Annotated in this window: 22 protein-coding genes; 16 read left to right on the forward strand and 6 right to left on the reverse strand. The window is 59.6% G+C overall.

The window, feature by feature from the left end; all coding sequences use genetic code 11:
* The first annotated feature begins 1 nt into the window (after position 1).
* Entirely contained in the window at positions 2–844 is an 843-nt protein-coding gene (gene pdxY, locus ACK3CV_RS13350; protein ID WP_049212291.1) for a pyridoxal kinase, read from the forward strand.
* Between the two features lie 43 nt (positions 845–887).
* Here the strand turns inward: pdxY and ACK3CV_RS13355 are convergent, their stop codons facing one another.
* From ACK3CV_RS13355 to olsF, 3 genes are all read right to left on the reverse strand, one after another.
* Entirely contained in the window at positions 888–1,601 is a 714-nt protein-coding gene (locus ACK3CV_RS13355; RefSeq protein WP_164140967.1) for a flagellar brake protein, read from the reverse strand.
* A 76-nt stretch (positions 1,602–1,677) separates the two neighbouring features.
* Positions 1,678–2,460 carry an N-formylglutamate amidohydrolase gene (locus ACK3CV_RS13360; RefSeq protein WP_033634640.1) on the reverse strand — a complete coding sequence of 261 codons (783 nt, stop codon included), beginning with the start codon at positions 2,458–2,460 and terminating at the stop codon, positions 1,678–1,680.
* 101 nt (positions 2,461–2,561) lie between these two features.
* Positions 2,562–4,283, reverse strand: a complete 1,722-nt coding sequence (gene olsF, locus ACK3CV_RS13365; protein ID WP_043147518.1) for an ornithine lipid synthase OlsF — start codon at positions 4,281–4,283, stop codon at positions 2,562–2,564.
* Between the two features lie 687 nt (positions 4,284–4,970).
* Here olsF and ACK3CV_RS13370 point away from each other — a divergent pair.
* The 6 genes from ACK3CV_RS13370 (at position 4,971) to uspE (ending at position 10,499) form a co-directional block, all read left to right on the forward strand.
* Complete coding sequence (locus tag ACK3CV_RS13370; protein WP_164140965.1) at positions 4,971–6,137, forward strand: SIS domain-containing protein; 1,167 nt, start codon at positions 4,971–4,973, stop codon at positions 6,135–6,137.
* A 9-nt stretch (positions 6,138–6,146) separates the two neighbouring features.
* Entirely contained in the window at positions 6,147–7,001 is an 855-nt protein-coding gene (locus ACK3CV_RS13375; RefSeq protein WP_033634643.1) for a tagatose bisphosphate family class II aldolase, read from the forward strand.
* A 306-nt stretch (positions 7,002–7,307) separates the two neighbouring features.
* Positions 7,308–7,619, forward strand: a complete 312-nt coding sequence (locus ACK3CV_RS13380; RefSeq protein WP_060451602.1) for a hypothetical protein — start codon at positions 7,308–7,310, stop codon at positions 7,617–7,619.
* A gap of 219 nt (positions 7,620–7,838) precedes the next feature.
* Positions 7,839–8,363, forward strand: coding sequence for a methylated-DNA--[protein]-cysteine S-methyltransferase (gene ogt, locus ACK3CV_RS13385; RefSeq protein ID WP_033634645.1), 525 nt, complete (start codon positions 7,839–7,841; stop codon positions 8,361–8,363).
* Between the two features lie 281 nt (positions 8,364–8,644).
* Entirely contained in the window at positions 8,645–9,409 is a 765-nt protein-coding gene (gene fnr, locus ACK3CV_RS13390; RefSeq protein WP_033634646.1) for a fumarate/nitrate reduction transcriptional regulator Fnr, read from the forward strand.
* Positions 9,410–9,536: 127 nt separating this feature from the next.
* A complete protein-coding gene (gene uspE, locus ACK3CV_RS13395; protein WP_004938281.1) occupies positions 9,537–10,499 on the forward strand; it encodes a universal stress protein UspE in 963 nt (320 codons plus the stop codon).
* 57 nt (positions 10,500–10,556) lie between these two features.
* Here uspE and pntB read toward each other — a convergent pair whose 3' ends face one another.
* Positions 10,557–11,951, reverse strand: coding sequence for a Re/Si-specific NAD(P)(+) transhydrogenase subunit beta (gene pntB / locus ACK3CV_RS13400; RefSeq protein ID WP_033634648.1), 1,395 nt, complete (start codon positions 11,949–11,951; stop codon positions 10,557–10,559).
* A 10-nt stretch (positions 11,952–11,961) separates the two neighbouring features.
* A complete protein-coding gene (gene pntA / locus ACK3CV_RS13405; RefSeq protein WP_004938288.1) occupies positions 11,962–13,491 on the reverse strand; it encodes a Re/Si-specific NAD(P)(+) transhydrogenase subunit alpha in 1,530 nt (509 codons plus the stop codon).
* 537 nt (positions 13,492–14,028) lie between these two features.
* On the opposite strand from pntA, the gene ydgH reads away from it, so the two are divergent.
* From ydgH to ACK3CV_RS13425, 4 genes are all read left to right on the forward strand, one after another.
* On the forward strand, positions 14,029–14,979 hold the full coding sequence (ydgH, locus tag ACK3CV_RS13410; protein ID WP_004938291.1) for a DUF1471 family protein YdgH: 951 nt from the start codon (positions 14,029–14,031) through the stop codon (positions 14,977–14,979).
* Positions 14,980–15,223: 244 nt separating this feature from the next.
* Complete coding sequence (locus ACK3CV_RS13415; RefSeq protein WP_033648423.1) at positions 15,224–16,615, forward strand: amino acid permease; 1,392 nt, start codon at positions 15,224–15,226, stop codon at positions 16,613–16,615.
* A 219-nt stretch (positions 16,616–16,834) separates the two neighbouring features.
* Entirely contained in the window at positions 16,835–17,320 is a 486-nt protein-coding gene (locus ACK3CV_RS13420) for a DUF2753 family protein (protein WP_164039323.1), read from the forward strand.
* 33 nt (positions 17,321–17,353) lie between these two features.
* Positions 17,354–17,749 (forward strand): pyridoxamine 5'-phosphate oxidase family protein, encoded by a 396-nt coding sequence (locus tag ACK3CV_RS13425; protein WP_033648425.1) that lies wholly within the window; start codon positions 17,354–17,356, stop codon positions 17,747–17,749.
* A 99-nt stretch (positions 17,750–17,848) separates the two neighbouring features.
* Here ACK3CV_RS13425 and ACK3CV_RS13430 read toward each other — a convergent pair whose 3' ends face one another.
* Positions 17,849–18,259, reverse strand: coding sequence for a hypothetical protein (locus ACK3CV_RS13430; RefSeq protein ID WP_025302970.1), 411 nt, complete (start codon positions 18,257–18,259; stop codon positions 17,849–17,851).
* 184 nt (positions 18,260–18,443) lie between these two features.
* On the opposite strand from ACK3CV_RS13430, the gene folM reads away from it, so the two are divergent.
* From folM to ACK3CV_RS13455, 5 genes are all read left to right on the forward strand, one after another.
* Complete coding sequence (folM, locus tag ACK3CV_RS13435; RefSeq protein WP_033648427.1) at positions 18,444–19,166, forward strand: dihydromonapterin reductase; 723 nt, start codon at positions 18,444–18,446, stop codon at positions 19,164–19,166.
* A gap of 75 nt (positions 19,167–19,241) precedes the next feature.
* On the forward strand, positions 19,242–19,967 hold the full coding sequence (rstA, locus tag ACK3CV_RS13440) for a two-component system response regulator RstA (RefSeq protein WP_033634655.1): 726 nt from the start codon (positions 19,242–19,244) through the stop codon (positions 19,965–19,967).
* Complete coding sequence (gene rstB / locus ACK3CV_RS13445; protein WP_033648428.1) at positions 19,964–21,268, forward strand: two-component system sensor histidine kinase RstB; 1,305 nt, start codon at positions 19,964–19,966, stop codon at positions 21,266–21,268. The genes rstA and rstB overlap by 4 nt, the downstream gene beginning before the upstream one ends.
* Positions 21,269–21,302: 34 nt before the next feature.
* Entirely contained in the window at positions 21,303–22,802 is a 1,500-nt protein-coding gene (locus ACK3CV_RS13450) for a carboxypeptidase M32 (RefSeq protein WP_164039326.1), read from the forward strand.
* A 72-nt stretch (positions 22,803–22,874) separates the two neighbouring features.
* On the forward strand, positions 22,875–23,085 hold a 211-nt coding region (locus ACK3CV_RS13455; protein ID WP_489009812.1), incomplete at its 3' end, for a helix-turn-helix domain-containing protein.

Consider the following 23,085-nt stretch of genomic DNA (forward strand, 5'->3'; position numbering starts at 1 on the left):
CATGCAACAGACTTCACCCTTGCGATCACCGCCCATCGACGTGATCAGCATTCAATCTCAGGTGGTCTACGGCAGCGTCGGCAACGGTATCGCCTACCGCGCCCTGCTGAAAAAGGGGCTGGAAGCGCTACAGGTGCCCAGCGTGCTGTTCGGCTGCCCGCCCTATTACGGCAAGCCGCACGGCGGCGTCATCTCCGGCGAGTGGTTCGGTGGTTTTCTCGACGATCTGATCGCCCGCGGCGTGATGAAGCGCGCCCGGGCGGTGATCGTCGGCTACCTGGGCGACGTGATGCAGTGCCATATTCTGGCCAACTGGCTGCAGCGGGTGCGCGCCCTCAATCCGCAGATAAAAATCTATATCGATCCGGTGATGGGCGATTACGGCGAAGGGATCTACGTGGATGAGCGCATCGTCAACTGCTATCGCTCACCGTTCCTGCGGCTGGCCAACGGCCTGACGCCGAACGGCTTCGAACTGGAGCAGCTGTGCGGCCGGCAACTGAGCAGCCAAGAGCAGACGCAGCACGCCGCGCAGGCGCTGTTGAACGACACCACCGAATGGGTGCTGGTCACCAGCGCGCCGGGCGTGGCGCAGCACGAAGACGAAGTGGGATTGATGCTGGTCACCCGGCAGGAAACGCAGTGCTTTACCCATCCGAAGGTGAAATCGGCGGTCAAAGGCACCGGCGATCTGTTCGCCGCACTGCTGGTGAGCCATCTGCTGCACGGCGCCGCGCTTGACGCGGCCGTGGTCGCCGCCGGCGGCGAAGTGTGCGACGTGCTGGCCGAAGCGGCGCATTTCGGTTGGGAAGAGATCGGCAGCCTGCGGGCGTTACAGCCGTAAGGCCAGTGGAGAGTCAGGGGCAGCGTGCCGCCCCTGATAAATATCAGCGTTTTTTCTTTTTGTTGAAATCCAGCTCGAAGGCGAACACCGCGCTTTGAATTTTGCGCTCCATCGCCAGCCCCAGCTTGAGGAAACGGCACGACAGGCGCGAGAAGTGCACCACCTGATCGTTATCGTCGGTTTCCTGATCGTCGTTGACCACCACCAGCCCCATGTTGACCTTGAAGCTGCCGTAGCTGCCCAAATCCAACTCCGCTTTCTTGAACTGCAGGCCCGGCTGGAAGAAATCCGGCAGCGGGCCGTCGAAACGCAAACCGACGCCGCCGGCGGACAGATCGTGGATCCGCAGCTCATAAGGCGTGCCGTCCGGGTATTCGCCGGTACAGAAGAATTGGCGCCAGTGCGGCGTGGTGATGCGGAACTGGCGGCGGCGCTGGATGTAAACCAACTCCTGCGGCAGCCGGGTCGAGCAGGCCTGGACGCCCTGATGTTCGGTCAGTTCCGCCTGGCCGACGGAAAACTCGATTTTGGCGTCGTTGCTTTCAATCACGATGGTGCAGGCGCCGTCGATGGCGTTTTCCGCTTCCTCACCGCTAAACACGATATTGTCCGGCCCGACGCTCAATAACAGACTTTGAAACCGGTGCTGCTGATTTTCTACGCGCAGCGGCGTGCGTTGTTTGCAAATTTCACGCAGAATCGCCAGAACTTCAAAACGCTCCCGTTTGATAAACAGTCCGTTATCGCTGTGCTCCACACGTCTCTCCTGACTTTTTTTCTAATGACGTATTACGTATTCCTTACGGTTATCATCTCTGGGAATATTCCTAAAGTCAAATTTGCCAGCGCTGCCAGGCCTGCGGCAGCAGGCGTGCGAAACGTTTCGCCCACGCCTGTTGCCCACGTTCGTCGGCGATCAGATCCTGGCGGATTTCGATGCCGACATAAGGCAAACCGCGGCGTTCCGCATGGACCGGCAACGTGTAGTCGGTGGCATCGGTCATCGCATAGGGTTCGTTGATCCCCACCTGCAAATCTCCCTCTTCGCGCAGCAGCTCGGCCAACAGATGGGCAAATTCCGGGTAGCGGTTAAACAGCAGCCCCACCTGCCAGGGGCGCGATGCCCCTTTGAACACCGGCGTGAAACTGTGCATGGCGATCACCGCCGTCGGCAGTTCGCGCAGTTGGCGTTGCCCCAGATGATCGTCGATGGCGTGGTGATACGGCAAAAACACCTCGCGCTCGCGCGCCAGCGCGTGCTCGGCGTCGATACCGATATTGCCGGGGATCGGCGTCAGCTCGGACAAATGCGGGATCGAGCTGGCGATGCCGGGCGCCCGGTTGCAGTCGATCACCAGCCGTGAGTAACGCTGGTGGATCAGCGTGGCGTCCAACTGGCGGCTCAGATGGCGCGACACGCTCAGCGCGCCGATGTCCCAGCCGATGTGGCGTTCGATCTCCCCCGGCGGCAAACCGAGGTCGCCGAGGGATTGCGGGATCGCCTTGCCGGCGTGATCGCACAGCAGCAAAAAGGGCGCTTTGCCGCGCGGGATTTCAACGGCGGCGGCAGAGGGTTCGTCGGCGGACAATAACGGCGGGATAAACGAGTGAGGCATGACGGGCTCCGGCGGTGGAAAGCAAAACGTTTATCGTAGCGCTATCCCGTCGCCGGCCCCAAGGTCGTGCTTAGATCAAAAAGGCATGAGTCAGACTGTAGTCATGCCGTCTCGGCTGGCTGCGGCTGGTGCACCGCGATATAACGCTGATACCGCGACGGCTTGAGCCGCGTGGTATCCACCAGCACCAGCCCGTCGATGCAGTTGTTGAAAGCCGGATCGGTGCCGAAGTCGATAAACTGTACCCCGCCCGGCTCGCACAGTTCGGTGTACTGCTTGTACAGCGTCGGGATCGAGCAGCCGATATTGCTGAGCAGGCTCTTCAGCCGCACCAGATCTTCCTGGTAGTTATCCCCGGCAAACTGCGCCAGCACCTGCGGCAGCGACGCCGGATAAGGCCGGCGCGATTGCGCGAAAGCGTGGTCCGGCGAGAAATAGAGCCGATAGAAGGCGATCAGCAAATCGCGCGCCGCCAGCGGCATGCCGCCGGAGATCGACACCGGGCCGAACAGATAGCGATACTGTGGGTATTTCGCCAGGTAGGCGCCGATGCCCAGCCACAAATAGTCCAGCCCGCGCTTGCCCCAATAGGCCGGCTGAATGAAGCTGCGCCCCAGCTCGATGCCCTGCGCCAGGATCGGCTCCATATCGCGATCGTAGTGGAACAGGCTGTTGCTGTAGATGCTTTCCAGCCCTTTGCGTTCGATTTGTTCGGCGGTGGGGATAAAGCGATAGGCGCCGACGATCTCCAGCTCCTCCTCATCCCACAGCACCAGGTGGTAGTAATCGTCGTCATAGCTGTCCAGATCGCGGCGGCGGCCGGAGCCTTCACCTACCGCGCGGAAGGCGATCTCGCGCAGACGCCCCAGTTCGCGCAGGATCGGCGTGCGCGCTTCGTCGTGGCGGCGATAGAGGTAGATGGTTTTACCGTCCGGCGTTACCCCCAACCGCTCGCAGTTCGCCAACGCCTTTTTCAGCTCCAGACGCTCTTCCGGCAGCGCGATCGGCGATTCGCTGGCGAACAGCCCCGGCTTGCCCTGCCCCAGGCGATACACGTGGCGGCGAAAACGCTCCGCCAGATCCTTGGCGCTGGTGTGGCCGTCGTGCCAGCTGGCGAACGGCACGCGGCCGCCGACGCGGATCTTGATGCGCCCGCCCCGCTGCTGGAACATTTCGCGCACCAGCAGCAGCGTCGACAGCGGCCGGTAGACCAGCGAGGTAAAGTAGAACAGGTTGCTGTTGCGCGCGCTGATGTGGATCGGCACGATCGGCGCGCGCGCCTTGGCGGCCAGGCGCAGAAAACCGGTATGCCAGTGGCCGTCGCGGATGCCTTTCGGGCTCATGCGCGACACTTCGCCGGCCGGGAACAGGATCAGCGCGCCCTGATTGTCCAGCTGCCGCTGCATGCCTTCAATCTGTTTGCGGCTGGTTTTATAAGCGACGTTATCCACCGGCACGAACAGGTTGCGCAGCGGTTCGATGTAGGTCAGCAGCTGGCTGGCCACCACTTTCACATCCGGGCGCACCGCCGCGACGGCGCGCAGCAGCACCAGGCCGTCGAGCGAGCCGATCGGGTGATTGGCCACCAGCACCACCGGCCCCTGGCTCGGAATGTTTTCCAGATCGCCGTCCACCAGCTCGCAGCTGAGGTTGAAGTAGTCCACCACCTGCTCGATCAGATCGAGCCCTTTCAGGTGGGGATAGTCGGCGGCGAACTGTTTGAATTCTTTTTCGAAGAGAAGGGTTCTTAGCAGGCTGCGCTGCCAGGCAGGGGTATTGCGGTGTGGAAATGCATCTTGCAACAGAGAATCCAGGCTGAACATCGCGTTATCTCCTGACGTAGTCGCTGCAAACTTAAGCCAGAGCCGTGACTCTGACGTGTCAGTTACATGACAATAAAATGAATCCATCGACTATCAGGTATAGCAAAGTAATGAAGAATTGGGAGCGAAAGACGCATTTTCGTCCCCACTTGCCCTTACATCGGCGCCGGTAGCGGCGTACGCGGAACAGCACGGTTACGCGCGCCGGCATAAAAAAACAGTGAAAGCCCGGCGATTGTCGAATTACCGCTGCGGCTTTCGTCATCGGCAAACTGAATAAATAGACGCCGAGAATTGTCGACTGATAAATAACGAATTTGCCGTTTTCACTTTGCGTTGACACCGCTTTCGCTTGCCGCTCAATCGAAAGCAAAGATAAATATAACCAACTGATAGATATAAGTATTTTTAAAATAACCGATTGCATTTCAGCGTTTCGTTTGCTGTAATTCGCCATAACTAACTGAAAGCGTTCCGGTCGGTATCGCCGCGGCTTATTAAGCCGTGGTCGGGCACGGCTACCGGTAAATCAGGAGTTTGCGTTAATGCCCAATACCGCAAAACGCCGGGAATTAATTATCGACCCGCAGCAGTGCAGGATCGGTGCTTGCCTACAGGCGCTGCACCATTGAGGGAGCGACGTGATTATCGCCGACCGTTAACCAAGGCTTTTAAGGAGTTGTCATCATGAACGCGTATTTCTCTTACGAGGCGGATTGGCTGAAGCAGCGCAACGCCTGGCACACCGCCGCAGAGATTTGGCAGCAGCCGGATCTGTGGGCCGCGCTGCACCGGCAATTGCAGGATCAACAGGCGCAGTGGCAGCCGTTCCTGGCGCCGCTGCTGGCCAATCCGCGCCTGCAAATCGTGCTGTGTGGCGCCGGCAGCTCGGCGTTCGCCGGCCGCGCCCTGGCACCCTGGCTGCGCGAACGAACCGGCCGCGACGTGGCGGCCTACGGCACCACCGATATCGTCGCCAATCCGCGGCAGTATCTCGACCCTGAGCGGCCGACGCTGCTGGTCTCCTTCGCCCGCTCGGGCAACAGCCCGGAGAGCGTGGCGACGGTGGAGCTGGCCGACCAGCTGCTGCCGGAAAGCTATCACCTGATGCTGGTGTGCAACCCGGACAGCCGGCTGGCGCAGTATGCGCATCAGCGTGGCAACGTCTGTTCGCTGGTGATGCCGCAAGGCTCCAACGATCAAAGCTTCGCCATGACCTCCAGCTTCAGCTGCATGATGCTGAGCGCCGCGCTGTTGCTCGGCCCGGCTTCGCTCGAGGCCGCCCAGGCGCCGCTCAACGCCATGGTGCAGCGCTGCCGTACACTGCGCGAAACGCTGCAGCCGCAGGTGAAGGCGTTGGCCGCCAGCGGTTTCCGCCGTTATATCACCCTCGGCGGCAGCTGCTTTACCGGCCTCGCCGAAGAGGCCTCGCTCAAGATGCTGGAGCTGACCGCCGGCCGCATCGTTACGCGCTACGACTCGCCGCTCGGCCTGCGCCACGGCCCGAAATTCATGGTCGACGGCCAGACCCTGGTGGTGCTGATGTTCTCCCACGGCGACTACGCCCGCCAGTATGACCGCGATCTGTGGAACGAACTGCAGCGCGACGGGCTGGCGATGCAGTTGGTCGGGTTGACCGGCGAGCGCCAACCCCTGTCCGATGCCCTGCTGCCTATGCACGACGCGGCCGACGATATCTGGCTGCTGTTCCCGTATCTGCTGTTCACCCAGATGCTGGCCTTCGAGAGTTCGCTGGCGCTGGGGCTGACCCCGGACAATCCTTGCCCGACCGGCGAGGTCAACCGGGTGGTGAAAGGCGTGACGATTTACCGTTTTCCTTCCCCGGTGCTGTAAGGAGATCCCATGTATCTGATAGCCAACCGAGAAATGCTGCTCAAGGCGCAGCGTCAGGGTTACGCCGTCCCGGCGTTTAACGTCCACAATCTGGAAACCGTGCAGGTGGTGGCGGAAACCGCCGCCGAACTGCGCTCGCCGGTGATCATGGCCGGCACGCCCGGCACCTTCAGCTATGCCGGTACCGACTACCTGATCGGCATTTGCCAATCTGCCGCGCACCGCTACGATCTGCCGTTGGCGCTGCATCTGGATCATCACGAAGCGCTGGACGACATCGAGCACAAGGTGAAAAGCGGCATCCGCTCAGTGATGATCGACGGTTCGCATTTGCCGTTCGAGCAGAACATCGCCAAAGTGGCCGCCGCAGTGGCCCTGTGCCATCGCTACGGCGCCAGCGTGGAAGCGGAACTAGGGCGCCTGGGCGGGCAGGAAGACGATCTGATCGTCGATACGGCGGACAGCTTCTATACCGACCCGGCGGCGGCACGCGAGTTCGTCGCCGCCACCGGCATCGATTCGCTGGCGGTGGCGATCGGTTCCGCCCACGGCCTGTATCACGGCGAGCCGAAGCTGGACTTCGAGCGCCTGGCGCTGATCCGCGAACAGGTGGACGTGCCTCTGGTGCTGCACGGCGCCTCCGGCATTCCGGAAGCGATGGTCAAGCGCGCGATCTCGCTCGGCGTCTGCAAGGTCAACGTCGCCACCGAATTGAAAATCGCCTTCGCCGATGCGGTGAAAAGCTACTTTTCACAGCACCCGGATGCCAATGACCCGCGCAAATACATCGTCCCCGGCAAGCTGGCGATGAAAGAAGTGGTGGCGGAAAAGATCCGCATCTGCGGCAGCAGCGGTATGCTGTAATCCCCCGCTCGCCCCCGGTTCCTGCGGTTGCGCCACGGGGGCGAAAACATCCCGCCCTTTCCCGCTTTCCTGAGAGAAAGATCACAGCCTTTTACCCTGCCCGCGCCGGAAACCATTAACCGGTCTTCACTATGATCCAAATCATGGTTTTACTCACCCTACCTCCTTACTATCAAATTCATTGAATGCAGGCAGTAGGATTTTTGCCCATTCGTTTTTATTTCGTCAGGCGAAATAGCTTATTTTATGAAAACAAGGGCGCTTGTTTTTAATTGTCAGTGTTTTTTACTCTGAGAGGAACAGCGTATGAACCATTACTTAGCCGTATTAAGCGCATTGGTCATTCTGCCCTTCGCTCTGCAAGCAAAACCGCTTTCCGGCAGCCAGGTCGCCTCCGGCGTCGTGCGCTTCACCGGCGCCATTACCACCCCGGCCTGCACCATCACACATCAGGATGAACAGCTTGTCTCCAACTGCTTCGGCAAAGTGACCGAATATCAGAACGGATATATTTCCTCTTCGTTAAAAGAGATGCCAAAAGAATTAGTCTCTGCCGTCAGCAGCGAAATAGTGAATAACGATCCCCATTTAAAGCGCGTGACCATCAGCTATAAGTAACGCCAACGCGTTAATGCCTGGTGAAATAATAAACAGAACACAACTTGCCTTGATTACTTATAAATTTATTTTATAAATTCATCGGACAATGACTCCCCGGCTTACCCTGAGCCGGCTATTCGGGCAACCCTGCGGTTGCCCATCAGCATGTCCGAAATCCGCCATCGCTTCCCCCGCTTTCGTGCGATAATCGCCATACCAAACCGAGGAGTGATCCAGATGCAGACTTTTTTGATTGATCGTACCGCCACGCCGGTGGGAGAACTGGTGCTGATTGCCGATGAACAGGGGCGCCTGCGGGCGATTGACTGGACCGATCACGAAGCGCGCCTGATGAAGCTGCTGAATACCCACTACCGCGCCGATCGCTTCACCCTGCGCGAGCAGCGCGATCCCGGCGGCCTGACCGATGCGATGCAACGCTATTTCGCCGGTGAGCTCAACATTATCGATCGGCTGCCGGTGATGACCGCCGGCACCGAGTTCCAACGCACCGTGTGGCAACAGCTGCGCCAAATCCCGTGCGGCGAGATCCTGACCTACGGCCAGCTGGCGCAACGCATCGGCCGTCCGACCGCCTCGCGCGCGGTCGGCATGGCCAACGGTTCGAATCCGATCAGCATCGTGGTGCCCTGCCACCGGGTGATCGGTTCGCAGGGCGCGCTGACCGGCTATGCCGGCGGCGTACAGCGCAAGCAGTGGCTGTTGCAGCATGAAGGCTACCTGCCGAAAAGTTTGCTGTAGCCGCGGCGATGAGCTCATCCAGCGCCATTGTTTGGCGATGCTTAATAAAGCACGTTGCTCTACGCCGCACACGTGCCCGCTTTGGCACTATCAATAACTTGTGTGAATAAAACGCATAAGTCACAAATAATACTCATAACTTCAGTCCCATACAGAATAATCGGCGGCATGTGTGCGCAAAATTCGCACACAATACCCCTATTCATGCTAATGCCACCCTTATCAGCTGCTGCAAAAGATGTTAAAATTGACTCATATCAATTATTGAATGAGCGTAATCTATGATCCCGGAAAAACGCGTGATTCGTCGTATCCAGTCTGGTGGTTGTGCGATCCATTGCCAGGACTGCAGCATCAGCCAGCTGTGCATTCCTTTCACCCTTAATGCCCACGAGCTGGATCAGCTCGACAACATTATCGAGAGGAAAAAGCCCATCCAGAAAGGCCAGACCCTGTTCAAGGCCGGCGACGAGCTGAAGTCGCTGTACGCGATCCGTTCCGGGACCATCAAAAGCTATACCATCACCGAGCAAGGCGACGAGCAGATCACCGGCTTCCACCTCGCGGGCGATCTGGTGGGCTTCGACGCCATCGGCGGCCTGAAGCACCCGAGCTTTGCCCAGGCGCTGGAAACCTCGATGGTGTGTGAGATCCCGTTCGAAACCCTCGACGATCTGTCCGGCAAAATGCCTAACCTGCGTCAGCAGATCATGCGGCTGATGAGCGGCGAGATCAAAGGCGACCAGGACATGATCCTGCTACTGTCGAAGAAAAACGCCGAAGAGCGCCTGGCGGCGTTCGTTTACAACCTGTCGCGCCGCTTCGCGGAGCGCGGCTTCTCACCGCGTGAGTTCCGTTTGACCATGACCCGCGGCGACATCGGCAACTACCTCGGCCTGACGGTGGAAACCATCAGCCGCCTGCTGGGCCGCTTCCAGAAAAGCGAAATCCTCAGCGTGAAAGGCAAATACATCACCATCGAAAACGCCGACGCCCTGTCGGTGCTGGCCGGTACGCCGCGCATCAACGTGTCCGTTAACGCTTGATTCTCCTGCCGGATCAACATTTCACTGAAATTGTTGATCCGGCGCCGCTTCTGTTGTTGTTCTGTTTTTCAATGTTGGGTTACTCTGTAAATTAACAGACTGTTGATTTCAGCTGTAAGGAGGCCCTATGGCGAAGTATCAGAATCTTCTGGTGGCTATTGACCCCAATCAGGACGACCAGCCGGCATTGCGCCGCGCCGTGTACCTGGTGAAACGGAACGGCGGGCGCATCAAAGCCTTCCTGCCCATTTATGACTTCTCTTACGAAATGACGACCCTGCTCTCCCCGGACGAAAGAACGGCGATGCGGCAAGGTGTGATCAGCCAACGCGCCGCCTGGATCAACGAGCAGTGCCGCTTTTACCTCAACGACGGCGTGCCGATCGAAATCAAAGTGGTCTGGCATAACCGCCCCTTCGAAGCCATCATTCAGGAAGTGCTTTCCGGCCAGCATGATCTGCTGCTGAAAATGGCGCACCAGCACGACCGGCTGGAGTCGGTGATCTTCACCCCCACCGACTGGCACCTGCTGCGCAAATGCCCTTGCCCGGTGTGGATGGTAAAAGACCAACCCTGGCCAGAAGGCGGCAAAGCGCTGGTGGCGGTCAACCTGGCCAGCGAAGAACCCTATCACGACCCGCTCAATATCAAACTGGTGCAAGAAACCGTCGAACTGGCGCAGAACGTCAACCAGACCGAGGTTCACCTGGTCGGCGCCTATCCCGTTACCCCGATCAACATCGCCATCGAGCTGCCCGATTTCGATCCGAGCGTCTACAATGACGCCATCCGCGGCCAGCATCTGATCGCCATGAAGGCGCTACGGCAGAAATTCTGCATTAAGGAAGAGTTCACCCACGTGGAAAAAGGCCTGCCGGAAGAGGTGATCCCCGACCTGGCCGAACACCTGCAGGCCGGCGTGGTGGTTCTGGGCACCCTGGGCCGCACCGGCATTTCGGCGGCCTTTATCGGCAACACCGCGGAACATGTGATCGACCATCTGAAATGCGATCTGCTGGTGATTAAGCCGGAGAACTTCAACTGCCCGATCGAGGCGGATGAAGATGATGAGCACGACGACGAAGATTAGCCTTCACGCATAAAAAAACGGGCCGCTAATAAGCGGCCCATTTTTTTGGTTGCTCAACTACTTCTGCAATGCCCGCAGAATCGCTTCCACGCTGTCTTTGGCGTCGCCGAACAGCATCTGGGTGTTCTCCTTGAAGAACAGCGGGTTCTGCACGCCGGCGTAGCCGGTGTTCATCGAGCGTTTGAACGCGATCACGTTCTGCGCTTTCCACACTTCCAATACCGGCATGCCGGCGATCGGGCTGCGCGGATCCTCCAGCGCCGCTGGGTTCACCGTGTCGTTGGCGCCAATCACCAGCACGGTGTCGGTATCCGGGAAATCTTCGTTGATTTCATCCATCTCCAGCACCACGTCGTACGGCACCTTCGCCTCCGCCAGCAGCACGTTCATGTGGCCCGGCAAACGCCCCGCGACCGGGTGAATGCCGAAGCGCACCTTCACGCCGCGCGCCCGCAGTTTCTCGGTGATTTCCGCCACCGGATATTGCGCCTGCGCCACCGCCATGCCGTAACCCGGCGTGATGATCACCGAGGTGGAGTTCTTCAGCTGCTCGGCCACCTCTTCCGCCGTGGTTTCACGGTATTCGCCCATCTCTTCGGCGTCGCCGGTAGACGAACCGTCACTGCCGAAGCCGCCGGCGATCACGCTGATAAACGAGCGGTTCATCGCCTTACACATAATGTAAGACAGGATCGCACCCGAAGAACCCACCAGCGCGCCGGTGACAATCAGCAGATCGTTGCTCAGCATGAAGCCCGCCGCGGCCGCCGCCCACCCCGAGTAGGAGTTGAGCATCGATACCACCACCGGCATGTCGGCGCCGCCGATCGAGGCCACCAGATGCCAGCCGAACGCCAGCGCGATCGCCGTCATTAGCAGCAGCGTCACCACCTGCCAGCCCACGCTGTCGGTACGCACGAACGCCACCAGCAGCAGGAACGAGATCACCAGCGCCGCCAGATTCAGCTTGTGCCGGTTCGGCAGCATCAGCGGCTTGGAAGAAATGATGCCGCGCAGCTTGCCGAAGGCGACGATCGAACCGGTGAAGGTGACCGCGCCGATAAAGATGCCGAGGAACACTTCGGTCAGATGGATGTTCGCCATCACCGGCTCCATCGGCGCGCCGTGATCCAGGTAGCTGTTGAAGCCGACCAGCACCGCCGCCAGGCCAACGAAGCTGTGCAGCACCGCCACCAGTTCCGGCATTTCGGTCATCTCGACCTTCCTGGCCAGATAGACGCCGATCGAGCCGCCGATGATCATGGCGATGATGATCCAGCCGACGTTGCCGGAATCCGGCCCCAGAATGGTGGCGATCAGCGCGATCGCCATACCTGCGACGCCGAACAGGTTGCCCTGCTTCGACGTTTCATGGCGCGACAGGCCCGCCAGGCTGAAAATAAACAAAATAGCGGCAACAATGTATGCAGCTGTAACCAATCCTCCAGACATTTGCTACCCCTTAGTTCTTGCGGAACATCTTCAGCATGCGCTGAGTGACGGTGAACCCGCCGAAAATATTGATGCTGGCGATCAGCACGGCGATAAAGGAGAGGAAACTCACCCAGCCGCCGTGACCGATCTGCAACAGCGCGCCGACCACGATAATCCCTGAGATCGCGTTGGTAACCGACATCAACGGGGTATGCAGCGCATGGCTGACGTTCCAGACCACGTAGTAACCGACCACGCAGGCTAGCGCGAACACGGTAAAGTGCGACAGGAACTCTTTCGGCGCCGCGTCCGCCAGCCAGCCGAACAGCAGGATCGCCAGAGCCATCAGGCCATACTTCAGCCACGGCGAGGTCGGTTTGGCTTCGGGTTTGGCGGCCGGTGCGGCGGCGGGCGCCGCTTTCGGCTGGGCGGAGACCTGGATCGGCGGCGCCGGCCAGGTGATTTCACCGCTGCGCACCACGGTAACGCCGCGGATCACCGTATCGTCGAAATCGATGTCGATCTCGCCGTTTTTCTCTTTCGACAGCAGCTTCAGCAGGTTGACCAGGTTGGTGCCGTACAGCTGCGAAGATTGGGTCGGCAAGCGGCTCGGCAGATCGGTATAGCCGATGATTTTCACGCCGTTGTCGGTCACGGTAATGGTGTCGGCCACGGTCAGCTCGCAGTTGCCGCCGGTTTGCGCCGCCAGATCGACGATCACGCTGCCCGGCTTCATCGACGCCACCATCTCTTTGGTGATCAGTTTCGGCGCCGGTTTACCCGGGATCAGCGCGGTGGTGACGATGATATCCACCTCCGCCGCCTGCGCGGCGAACAGCGCCATCTCGGCCTTGATAAAGGCTTCGGACATTACTTTGGCGTAACCGTCGCCGCTGCCCGCTTCCTCTTCAAAATCCAGCTCGAGGAATTCCGCGCCCATGCTCTGCACCTGCTCTTTCACTTCCGGGCGGGTATCGAAGGCGCGTACGATGGCGCCGAGGCTGCCCGCGGCGCCGATCGCCGCCAGGCCGGCCACGCCGGCGCCGATGATCATCACCTTGGCCGGCGGCACTTTGCCCGCGGCGGTGATCTGGCCGGTGAAGAAACGGCCGAACTCATGCGCCGCTTCGACGATCGCGCGGTAGCCGGCGATGTTGGCCATCGAGCTCAGCGCGTCCATCGACTGGGCGCGCGAGATGCGCGGCACCGAGTCCATCGCCAGCGCGGTGACGTTGCGCGCCGCCAGCTTGGCCATCAATTCGGGGTTTTGCGCCGGCCAGATAAAGCTGACCAGCGTGCTGCCTTCGCGCATCAAGGCGATCTCGTCGTCTTGCGGCGCGTTGACTTTCAGAATCAGATCCGACTGCCACACTTCGCTTTCGTCGACCAGCGCCGCGCCGGCGGCCTCGTAGGCGACGTCCTCAAAACTGGCCAGTTTGCCCGCCCCGCGTTCAATCGCGACGGTAAAACCCAGCTTCAGCAGTTGTTCCACCGTTTTTGGCGTGGCTGCGACCCGGGCTTCATTGGCCAACCGCTCTCTTGGTACACCAATACGCATAATGTTCCCTTCTCACCTGTCTTGGATGATGTTTATTATTTTCCTGCCCATAGCACGGCGTCACCGGCGGGCGTGGCATTAACTTGCCCGCACTGATTTCAGACGCCAACTATAACCTACTGAAAATAAGGTCGATGATCCATAATTGCTTACGCATTCAGCTCTGTTTTTACATAAAAACGCCGCGCGTGATATGACAAATCGCAATTTACTGTGAAAAAATCCATACAGAACAGCGCATTCTGCGTGAAAAGAGATTTACGCCCGGCGTAACGATTTATGGCCATGCGCGGTGTAAAAGCATAAAAGTTATCATTTTGTGAATAATTAACATTAATGACACCAAAGCCGTTATTATGGAAACTTATGGCTATGGCGCCATCCGTGCGCCCGGCGTCACCGTCGGCGATTTGTCGCACGGGATAACATAAAATGCTGAGACAGTTTTCAGAATTACATGTAATAATCGACGGCTGAATTACACTTAAACAGTTCAGTACGTTATAAACGTTAATGCGCTAGGCGAAAGGATTTTTTATGAAGCTGAAGACCACGATCATCGCGTCAGCCTTGTTATCACTCACCGCGCTGTCTGCTCATGCGGCGCAAGAGTTAACTCCTGAGAAAGCAGCGGCGCTGAAGCCGTTTGATCGCATCACGATTACCGGCCGCTTCAATGCCATCAATGAAGCCGTCGACGCCGTATCCCGCCGTGCAGACAAACTGGGTGCCGATTCCTTCTATATCCAGGACAGCAACAACAGCAACAACGGCGGCAACTGGCGCGTCACCGCAGACCTTTATCATAAAGATGCGCCAGAAGTGAGCAAAACACCAAAATACCGCGTATTTAACGGCGTGAACGAACTGCCTAAAGAGGAAGCCTATCTGCTGGAGCCTTACGATACCGTGAGCGTCAGCGGTTTCTACCGCAGCCAGCCGGACATCAATGACGCTATCTCCAAAGAAGCGAAGAAAAAAGGCGCCGCCTCGTTCTTCATCGTGCGCCAGGTTGACGCCAACTCCGGCGGCAACCAGTTCGTTACCGCCTACATCTATAAGGCCGATGCGCCAAAACGCCGCGTGCAGAGCCCGGACGCCATTCCGGCCGATTCTGACGCCGGCCGCGCCGCACTGGCCGCCGGCGGCGCCGCTGCCGCGAAAGTCGAAATTCCTGGCGTCGCGTCTTCCGGTTCGCCAAGCCGCGAAGTGGGTCGTTTCTTTGAAACCCAGTCTTCTACCGGCCAACGCTATACCGTCACGCTGCCTAACGGCACCAAGATCCAGGAAGTGAACAACGTGACCGCCGCGCAGATGGTGCCGTTCGATTCCGTCACCTTCACCGGCCACTTCAACAGCATGACCGATGTCTCCACCGAAGTGGCGAAACGCGCGGCCGAGAAAGGCGCCAAGTACTACCACGTCACCCGCCAGTGGCAGAACAAGAGCGGCGGCAACCTGACCGTCAGCGCCGATCTGTTCAAATAAAACCCGCTTTTCGGTTTACCATCGGGCAGCCCTTGAGCTGCCCGTTTTTATTGCCGCTTTTTTCATCGCACGTTGAATAGTTTTTTGTAAATTCCGCATATTCAATCATTGCATCTCTAATCATCCCTCCGTAAAATTTGCGCCAATTTTTAGGGCTATTGTCTATTCGCGCAGTGGTAGTTAATACATTGTTGCCACCAAGCAGTTCCCTTCCAGTTGTTTATTCTGCGTTCAGGATCCGTCATTGGAAAAAAAACTCGGTCTTACCGCGCTAACCGCTTTGGTGCTCAGCTCAATGCTGGGTGCCGGCGTGTTCAGTCTGCCGCAAAACATGGCGCAGGTCGCCAGCCCCGCCGCGCTGCTGCTGGGTTGGGGGATCACCGGCGTCGGCATTCTGTTTTTGGCCTTCGCCATGCTGTTGCTTACGCGTTTGCGTCCGGATCTGGACGGCGGCATTTTCACCTACGCCAAGGAAGGGTTCGGCGAGCTGGTGGGCTTCTGCTCCGCCTGGGGTTACTGGCTGTGCGCCGTGATCGCCAACGTCTCGTATCTGGTGATCGTGTTCGCGGCGCTGAGTATCTTCACCGATCGCGGCGGCAGCGTGATTCTCGGTGACGGCAATACCTGGCAAGCGCTGATCGCCGAATCCGCCCTGCTGTGGATCGTGCACGCGCTGGTGCTGCGCGGCGTGCAAACCGCCGCCAGCATCAATCTGGCGGCCACCCTCGCCAAGCTGTTGCCGCTGGGAATGTTCGCCGTTCTGGCGGCGATCGCCTTTAAAATGGACGTGTTCACGCTGGATTTCAAAGGCATCGCCCTCGGCAAGCCGGTGTGGGAACAGGTCAAGGACACCATGTTGATCACCCTGTGGGTGTTTATCGGCGTGGAAGGCGCGGTGGTGGTTTCCGCCCGCGCCCGCAATAAGAAAGACGTGGGCCGCGCCACTATGCTGGCGGTGCTGTCGGCGCTGGCGGTGTATCTGATGGTGACGCTGCTGTCGCTGGGCGTGGTGCCGCGCAGCGAACTGGCCGAAATGCGCAATCCGTCGATGGCGGTGCTGATGGTGGAACTCATCGGCCCGTGGGGTGACGTGCTCATCGCCGCCGGCCTGATCATTTCCGTGTGCGGCGCCTACCTGAGCTGGACCATCATGGCGGCGGAAGTGCCGCTGCTGGCCGCGCAGCACGGCGCGTTTCCGCGCGTGTTCGGCAAGCAGAACCGCCATCATGCCCCGTCCTCTTCGCTGTGGCTGACCAACATCGCGGTGCAGCTGGCGCTGGTGCTGATCTGGCTGACCGGCAGCAACTATAACTCGCTGCTGACCATCGCTTCGGAAATGATCCTGGTGCCTTACTTCCTGGTTGGCGCGTTTCTGTTCAAGGTGGCTTACCGCCGCCGCGACAAACGCCTGATCTTCGCCGCCACCGGCGCCTGCGTCTATGGCCTGTGGCTGCTGTACGCTTCCGGGCTGATGCACCTGCTGATGTCGGTGCTGCTGTATGCGCCTGGGCTGTTGGTGTTCATGTATGCCCGCCGCGGCCACCGGGACATCAATCTGCTCAACCGGCTGGAGAAGAGCAGCATCTTCTTGCTGCTGGCGGCCACGCTGCCTGCCGGTTGGCTTATGCTGCACTAAAATCGCCTGTCGATGCGGCTGCCCGTCAGCCGCATTTCGTTTCCCCCCTTCTTTCCTCGTTACCCCGCTACCCGTTGTTGATCCGTCAGTTGCTCCTCTTGCGATCTTAAATGCAATTAATTATCATTATCATTTGAACATTAACGGCAAGACGCGAGTGCCCCCTGCCGAGAGGCGTCAGGAGGCGGGTTTAGACCGGCTGAAAATGGAAGGCATTTCATGGCTGAAAAACTGCTGCACGCATTACCCTTGTTTGCCGCCTGGGAAGCGCTGATCGCCGAGGGCAACACGGCATTCAATCAGCGGCGCGATCGCCTGGCGATGGCGCACTACCAGCAGGCGCTGGAGGCCGCTCAGGCGCTCGTCGCCGAGCGGCCCTGGCAAAACGCGGAATATACCGAACGGTTTGACGCACTGCATCTTTTCGAATCCGCCCTGGCCGCGCTGATCGTCACGTTCAACAACATCACCCATCTGCGCCTGCGGCAAAAGCCGCTTCGCGGCGTAGAACCCCACGTGCATCAGGCCCGGCTCGCCATCGAGCAACTGATGGACGACACCTCGCTGTGCGAACAGATGCAGCAGATCGCCGAACGGCACCTGCTGCGGTTCCGAATTGAAACGCTGCAGGCGCTGCGCGAGCACCGGCTGCCGGAAACCAGCGTCTGCGCGCCCGCGGCGAACCATTCCGCCACCGTGCATTAACAACGCCACCACGACCTGAGGGGTAATCTGCCAATGAATGAATTGAATGATGAGATGAAGAAGATGCTGGCCAAACAGCTGCCTGTGCAGGCGACCAGCAGCCCGAGCGGCGTGCCCGATATCGGCCCCAAGCGCTCTTTGCGCCTGTATGATGACCGTACGCTGATTTACAACGAAAATACCGGTGGCCAGACGCTGCAAAATATCAGGGAAGGATCGAAAATGGCCGTCGTGGTTATCGATCGCGAGGCGCTGGACGGTTACCGCTTCGTCGGCACCCCGGAACTGTTCCTGGCGGGCAAGCCGTTTGACGATGCGCTGGCGTTTGCAGAAAAAAATGGAATAAAGCCGCCGAAATACGCGGTGCTGATCCATATAGACGGTATTTATACCCTGCGCTCCGGCCCCAATGCCGGGACCCGGCTTTAGAGGCCGAGCGCTACGCGGCGCGGAATATCTCGTTCATGGTTAGGCTATCGCGGCAAGTCAATTGCCTAACCATCAACGAGTGGCCGGGTTGATTCCCGGTCAGCTTTTAGGGGGAATGGTGACGGTCATGCGCTCACCCACCAGAGCGATCGCGATGCCTTCCGCGCACTCTTTCTGAATGGCCGCCAGCTGCTGCGCCTCCAGCGCATAGGGCAGCTGAATATCAAATACCGTCAGGCCCTGCTGCTGCGCCAGGTCAATCAGGCGCACGATATTGGTTTCATCGCTGACCTGGGTTGACACCACCTGCAGCGCCAGCTCTTTCAACTGCTCTTTGCGCGTTTGTGACGTGGTCACGCGCGATTTCAACACCATGCCGAAGATCGGCATCACACCATAAATAGCATCAACAAAGCGCCAGTGCTTCCTGCACGATGCGGACAGAAAATCCATATAGTCGAAACAGATTTTCTCACTGCGCGCGATGGATGCAAGGTGATTGCTGTTCATCCCCTCATTCCTCTCATGGCCAGTGTTAACCCGTGGTCTTTCAAGCCGCCGCCGGGCGACAACCTGAAATGCATTGGGGATCTTACATCCAGAAATGGATAATCATGCGAAGCTTTAACGACTTTCCGCCGTATGATGGCATAATTCCCCTATTGTTTGCCAGTCTGTCCAGGAGCTTTAATCAATGGAACACCCCAACTCTGCCCCGGTGCTGATTACCGGCGGCGCGCGGCGCATCGGGCTGGCGCTCGCCAGAGCGTTTCTCCAGCGCGGCGTTCCCGTCATCATCGCCTATCGCAGCGAATATCCGGCGATGGCCGAGTTGAAAGCCTTGGGCGCCTGCTGCATTCAGGGCGACTTTTCCACGCACGAAGGCATTTACCGTTTCGCCGACCAGGTGCGGCAGGTGGCGCCCAAATTGCGCGCGGTGATCCACAACGCCAGCGCCTGGCAGGCAGAGTCGCCGCAGGTGCCGCCGGAACAGGTGATGGCGGCGATGCTGCAAATTCACGTCTATACGCCCTATTTGCTCAACCAACTGCTTGAAACCTGCCTGACCGGCCAGGGCCAGGCCGGCGCGGACATTATCCATCTGACCGACTACGTGGTGGAAAAAGGCAGCGACAAACATATCGCCTACGCCGCCAGCAAGGCCGCGCTGGACAATATGACCCGTTCGTTCGCCCGCAAGCTGGCGCCGGAGGTCAAGGTCAACGCCATTGCGCCGGCGCTGATCATCTTCAATCCTGGCGACGACGAGGCTTATCGCCAGCAGGCGCTGGCGAAATCGCTGATGAAGGTCGCGCCGGGCGAGAGCGAAGTGGTCAACCTGGTGAACTACCTGATGGAGAGCCGCTACGTCACCGGCCGCACCCACGGCGTCGACGGCGGCCGGCCGCTGCGCTGAGGCCAAGATCCGCATGGCGCATCGCCGCGGGCCGCGCTATGCTGAAATCCGCTTTTCTTATTAAAACACGGGCATATGCATAAAATTGTTTTTGTGGAAGACGATCCCGAAGTCGGCAAACTGATCGCCGCCTATCTGGGCAAACACGACATCGAGGTGCTGATCGAGCCGCGCGGCGACAGCGCGCAGGCGCGCATCGCGCACGAGCAACCCGATTTGGTGCTGCTGGACATCATGCTGCCCGGCAAAGACGGCATGACGCTGTGCCGCGATCTGCGCCCCACCTTCCCCGGCCCGATCGTGCTGCTCACCTCGCTCGACAGCGACATGAACCATATCCTGTCGCTGGAGATGGGCGCCAACGACTATATCCTGAAAACCACGCCGCCGGCGGTGTTGCTGGCACGCCTGCGTTTGCACCTGCGCCAACACGGCCAACAGCCGAAAGAAGAGTCGGTTCAGCCGCTCACCCAGCACAACGCGCTGCATTTCGGGCTATTGTGCATCGATCCGGTCAACCGGCAGGTCACGCTGGGCGAAGAAACTGTCACGCTGTCCACCTCGGATTTCGATCTGCTGTGGGAGCTGGCGACCCACGCCGGGCAGATCATGGATCGCGAGGCGCTGCTGCAAAACCTGCGCGGCGTGAGCTATGACGGTATGGACCGCAGCATCGATGTGGCGATCTCCCGCCTGCGCCGCAAGCTGTACGACAACGCGCTGGAGCCGTTCCGTATCAAGACCGTGCGCAATAAAGGTTATCTGTTCGCCCCTAACGCCTGGGCATCGGTGCAACAATGAGAAAACTTTTCGTCCAGTTCTTCCTGTTGCTGTTCGTCTGTTTTCTGGTGATGGCGATGCTGGTCGGCCTGGTGTACAAGGTGACCGCCGAGCGCGCCGGCCGCCAGTCGATGGACGATCTGATGAAAAGTTCGCTGTACCTGATGCGCAGCGAGCTGCGCGAAATCCCGCTGAAGGACTGGAACAAGACCATCGCCACGCTGGATCTCAACCTGTCGTTCAAGCTGCATATCGAACCGCTCGGCAAACAGGAGCTGAGCGAGGATCTGAAAAAGCGGCTGCGGCTGGGGGAAATCATCGCCCTCGACGATCAGTACACCTTTATGCAGCGCATTCCGCGCAGCCACTATGTGTTGGTGGTCGGCCCCATTCCTTATCTGTTCTACCTGCATCAGATGCGCCTGCTGGATCTGGTGTTGCTGGTGTTTATCGGCATGTCGCTGGCGCTGCCGGTGTTTCTGTGGATGCGGCCGCACTGGCAAGACCTGCTCAAGCTGGAAAACGCCGCCCAGCGGCTCGGCGCCGGGCATCTGGATGAACGCACCCACTTCGATCCCACCTCCAGCCTGAGCCGGCTCGGCGTGGCGTTCAACCAGATGGCCGACAACGTCAACACCCTGATCGCCAGCAAGAAACAGCTGATCGACGGCATCGCGCACGAGCTGCGCACGCCGCTGGTTCGCCTGCGTTACCGGCTTGAAATGAGCGATAACCTGTCCGACAGCGAGCAGCAGGCGCTGAACCGCGATATCGGCCAGTTGGAGTCGCTGATCGACGAGCTGCTGACCTATGCCCGTCTGGACCGTCCGCAGGTTGCGTTAAACATTGAACCCATCGATCTGCCAAAGTGGCTCGAGGACAAGGTCGATGATATCCGCCTGATCCATCAGGATCGCGACATCCAGCTCGATATCCCGCACGTCGGCGACTTCGGCGGCGTCGATCTGCGCCTGATGGAGCGCGTGCTCGACAACCTGGTCAACAACGCGCTGCGCTATTCCGAACAGCGGCTGCGCGTTGGCCTGTGGTTTGACGGCGACCTCGCCTGCTTGCAGGTCGAGGATGACGGGCCGGGTATCCCGCCGGAAGAGCGCGAACGGGTGTTTGAACCTTTCGTCCGTCTCGATCCCAGCCGCGATCGCGCTACCGGCGGCTGCGGGCTGGGGCTGGCCATCGTCCATTCCATCGCCGTCGCCCACCAGGGACAGGTGTTCGTCGAAGGCAGTTCGCTCGGCGGCGCCAGCTTCCGTTTCTGCTGGCCGGTGAAGCCGACATTCAGTTTAAAAGCCGATCTGGCGTAATGCCGCCAGACCTTCTCATTGGAGCCGAATAATAATGACATCTGCACATTCCAACACGTCTGCTTACGATCACCTGCGTGCCCTGTTCAGCCGGCTGTCGCGTTTCGGCCACCTGTCCGCCATCGCCGGTTGGGACATGCAAACCATGATGCCGCCGGGCGGCAGCAAGGCGCGCTCCGAAGCGCTGGCCGAGCTGAGCGTGCTGCAGCACCAGATTTTAACGGCACAAAGCACCGGCGCGCTGTTGGATCGCGCGCAGCAAGAGACGCTGGACGAACTCGATCGCGCCAACCTGCGCGAAATGCGCCGCCAATATGAAGACGCCGTGCTGCTGCCGGCCGCGCTGGTCGAAGCCAAGTCGCTCGCCGGCGCGCGCTGCGAACACGCCTGGCGCGCCCAGCGCCCGGCCAACGACTGGGACGGCTTCGCCGAGAACCTGCGCGAGGTGGTCAAGCTCAGCCGGGAAGAAGCGCAGATCCGCGCGCAGGCGGCCGGCACCAGCCGTTACGACGCCCTGCTCAACCTGTATGAACCAGGCATGCGCAGCAGCGATCTCGACCGCATCTTCGGCGATCTGAAAACCTGGCTGCCGGATCTGCTGCAGCGCGTGGTGGCCAAACAGGCCAATGAAGCTTGCCAGACGCCTCAGGGGCCGTTCAATGTGGACACCCAGCGCCAGCTGAGCCTCAGCGTGATGAAGCTGCTCGGTTTCAACTTCGACAACGGCCGCGTCGACGTCAGCGCCCATCCGTTCTGCGGCGGCGTGCCGGAAGATGTGCGCATCACCACGCGTTACAACGAGAAAGAGTTTTTGACCGCGCTGCTCGGCATCGTGCACGAAACCGGCCACGCCCGCTACGAGCAGAACCTGCCGCGCGATCTGCTCGGCCAGCCGGTCGCCCTGGCCCGTTCCACCGCTATCCACGAATCGCAAAGCCTGCTGTTCGAAATGCAGCTGGCGCGCGGCAATGAATTCCTGAAAATCTTGCGCCCGCTGGTCACCGCGCAGTTTGGTGAACAGCCGGCGCTGGAAGAAGCCAACTTCATTCGCCTCAACCAGCGCGTTAAACCGGGCCTGATCCGCGTCGACGCCGACGAGGTGAGCTATCCTGCCCACGTCATCCTGCGCTACGAAATTGAAAAAGCGCTGATCGAAGGCGATATCGAGGTGGAAGACATTCCGGCGCTGTGGAATGAGAAGATGCAGGCTTACCTCGGCCTCGACACCATCGGCAACTACCGCAACGGCTGCATGCAGGATATTCACTGGACCGACGGCGCTTTCGGCTACTTCCCGACATACACCCTCGGCGCGATGTACGCCGCGCAGCTGTTCCACAGCGTGCGTCAGGCGTTGCCTTCGCTGAGCGAAGATATCGCCGCCGGCAACCTGCAGCCGCTGTTCCACTGGTTGCAGCACAACATTTGGCGCCACGGCAGCCGTTTCCCGACCGAGACGCTGATCGCCAACGCGACCGGTGAAGCGCTCAACCCACGCTACTTCCGTCAGCATTTGGAAACCCGCTACCTGTAATCTCTCCTGGCGCGGCCCCGGTGAACTGCACCCCAAATATTGGACACATCTGACATTTGGAGGTGCAGTTCTATGAAGTTTTCGCTGCAAGACAAACTCAGTGCCGTCCGGCATTACCTTGCCGGGCTTGGCAGCCAGCGGCAAACCGCAAGAAAATTCTCCGTCGCTCATGTCCAGTTGCGGCGCTGGATTGCCGCCTATCGACACCATGGCGAGTCGGGTCTGCAACCCGGACGTCGGCGACGCTACACGCCAGAGTTCAAGCTTGCCGCCGTCGAGTTTG

The organism is Serratia sp. TSO36 (assembly GCF_057808395.1).

Coding starts and splice junctions, on each gene's coding strand:
- pdxY (WP_049212291.1), top strand. CDS start 2: ATGCAACAGACTTCACCCTTGCGATCACCGCCCATCGACGTGATCAGC.
- ACK3CV_RS13360 (WP_033634640.1), bottom strand. CDS start 2,460: ATGCCTCACTCGTTTATCCCGCCGTTATTGTCCGCCGACGAACCCTCT.
- olsF (WP_043147518.1), bottom strand. CDS start 4,283: ATGTTCAGCCTGGATTCTCTGTTGCAAGATGCATTTCCACACCGCAAT.
- ACK3CV_RS13370 (WP_164140965.1), top strand. CDS start 4,971: ATGAACGCGTATTTCTCTTACGAGGCGGATTGGCTGAAGCAGCGCAAC.
- ACK3CV_RS13375 (WP_033634643.1), top strand. CDS start 6,147: ATGTATCTGATAGCCAACCGAGAAATGCTGCTCAAGGCGCAGCGTCAG.
- ACK3CV_RS13380 (WP_060451602.1), top strand. CDS start 7,308: ATGAACCATTACTTAGCCGTATTAAGCGCATTGGTCATTCTGCCCTTC.
- ogt (WP_033634645.1), top strand. CDS start 7,839: ATGCAGACTTTTTTGATTGATCGTACCGCCACGCCGGTGGGAGAACTG.
- fnr (WP_033634646.1), top strand. CDS start 8,645: ATGATCCCGGAAAAACGCGTGATTCGTCGTATCCAGTCTGGTGGTTGT.
- uspE (WP_004938281.1), top strand. CDS start 9,537: ATGGCGAAGTATCAGAATCTTCTGGTGGCTATTGACCCCAATCAGGAC.
- pntB (WP_033634648.1), bottom strand. CDS start 11,951: ATGTCTGGAGGATTGGTTACAGCTGCATACATTGTTGCCGCTATTTTG.
- pntA (WP_004938288.1), bottom strand. CDS start 13,491: ATGCGTATTGGTGTACCAAGAGAGCGGTTGGCCAATGAAGCCCGGGTC.
- ydgH (WP_004938291.1), top strand. CDS start 14,029: ATGAAGCTGAAGACCACGATCATCGCGTCAGCCTTGTTATCACTCACC.
- ACK3CV_RS13420 (WP_164039323.1), top strand. CDS start 16,835: ATGGCTGAAAAACTGCTGCACGCATTACCCTTGTTTGCCGCCTGGGAA.
- ACK3CV_RS13425 (WP_033648425.1), top strand. CDS start 17,354: ATGAATGAATTGAATGATGAGATGAAGAAGATGCTGGCCAAACAGCTG.
- ACK3CV_RS13430 (WP_025302970.1), bottom strand. CDS start 18,259: ATGAACAGCAATCACCTTGCATCCATCGCGCGCAGTGAGAAAATCTGT.
- folM (WP_033648427.1), top strand. CDS start 18,444: ATGGAACACCCCAACTCTGCCCCGGTGCTGATTACCGGCGGCGCGCGG.
- rstA (WP_033634655.1), top strand. CDS start 19,242: ATGCATAAAATTGTTTTTGTGGAAGACGATCCCGAAGTCGGCAAACTG.
- rstB (WP_033648428.1), top strand. CDS start 19,964: ATGAGAAAACTTTTCGTCCAGTTCTTCCTGTTGCTGTTCGTCTGTTTT.
- ACK3CV_RS13450 (WP_164039326.1), top strand. CDS start 21,303: ATGACATCTGCACATTCCAACACGTCTGCTTACGATCACCTGCGTGCC.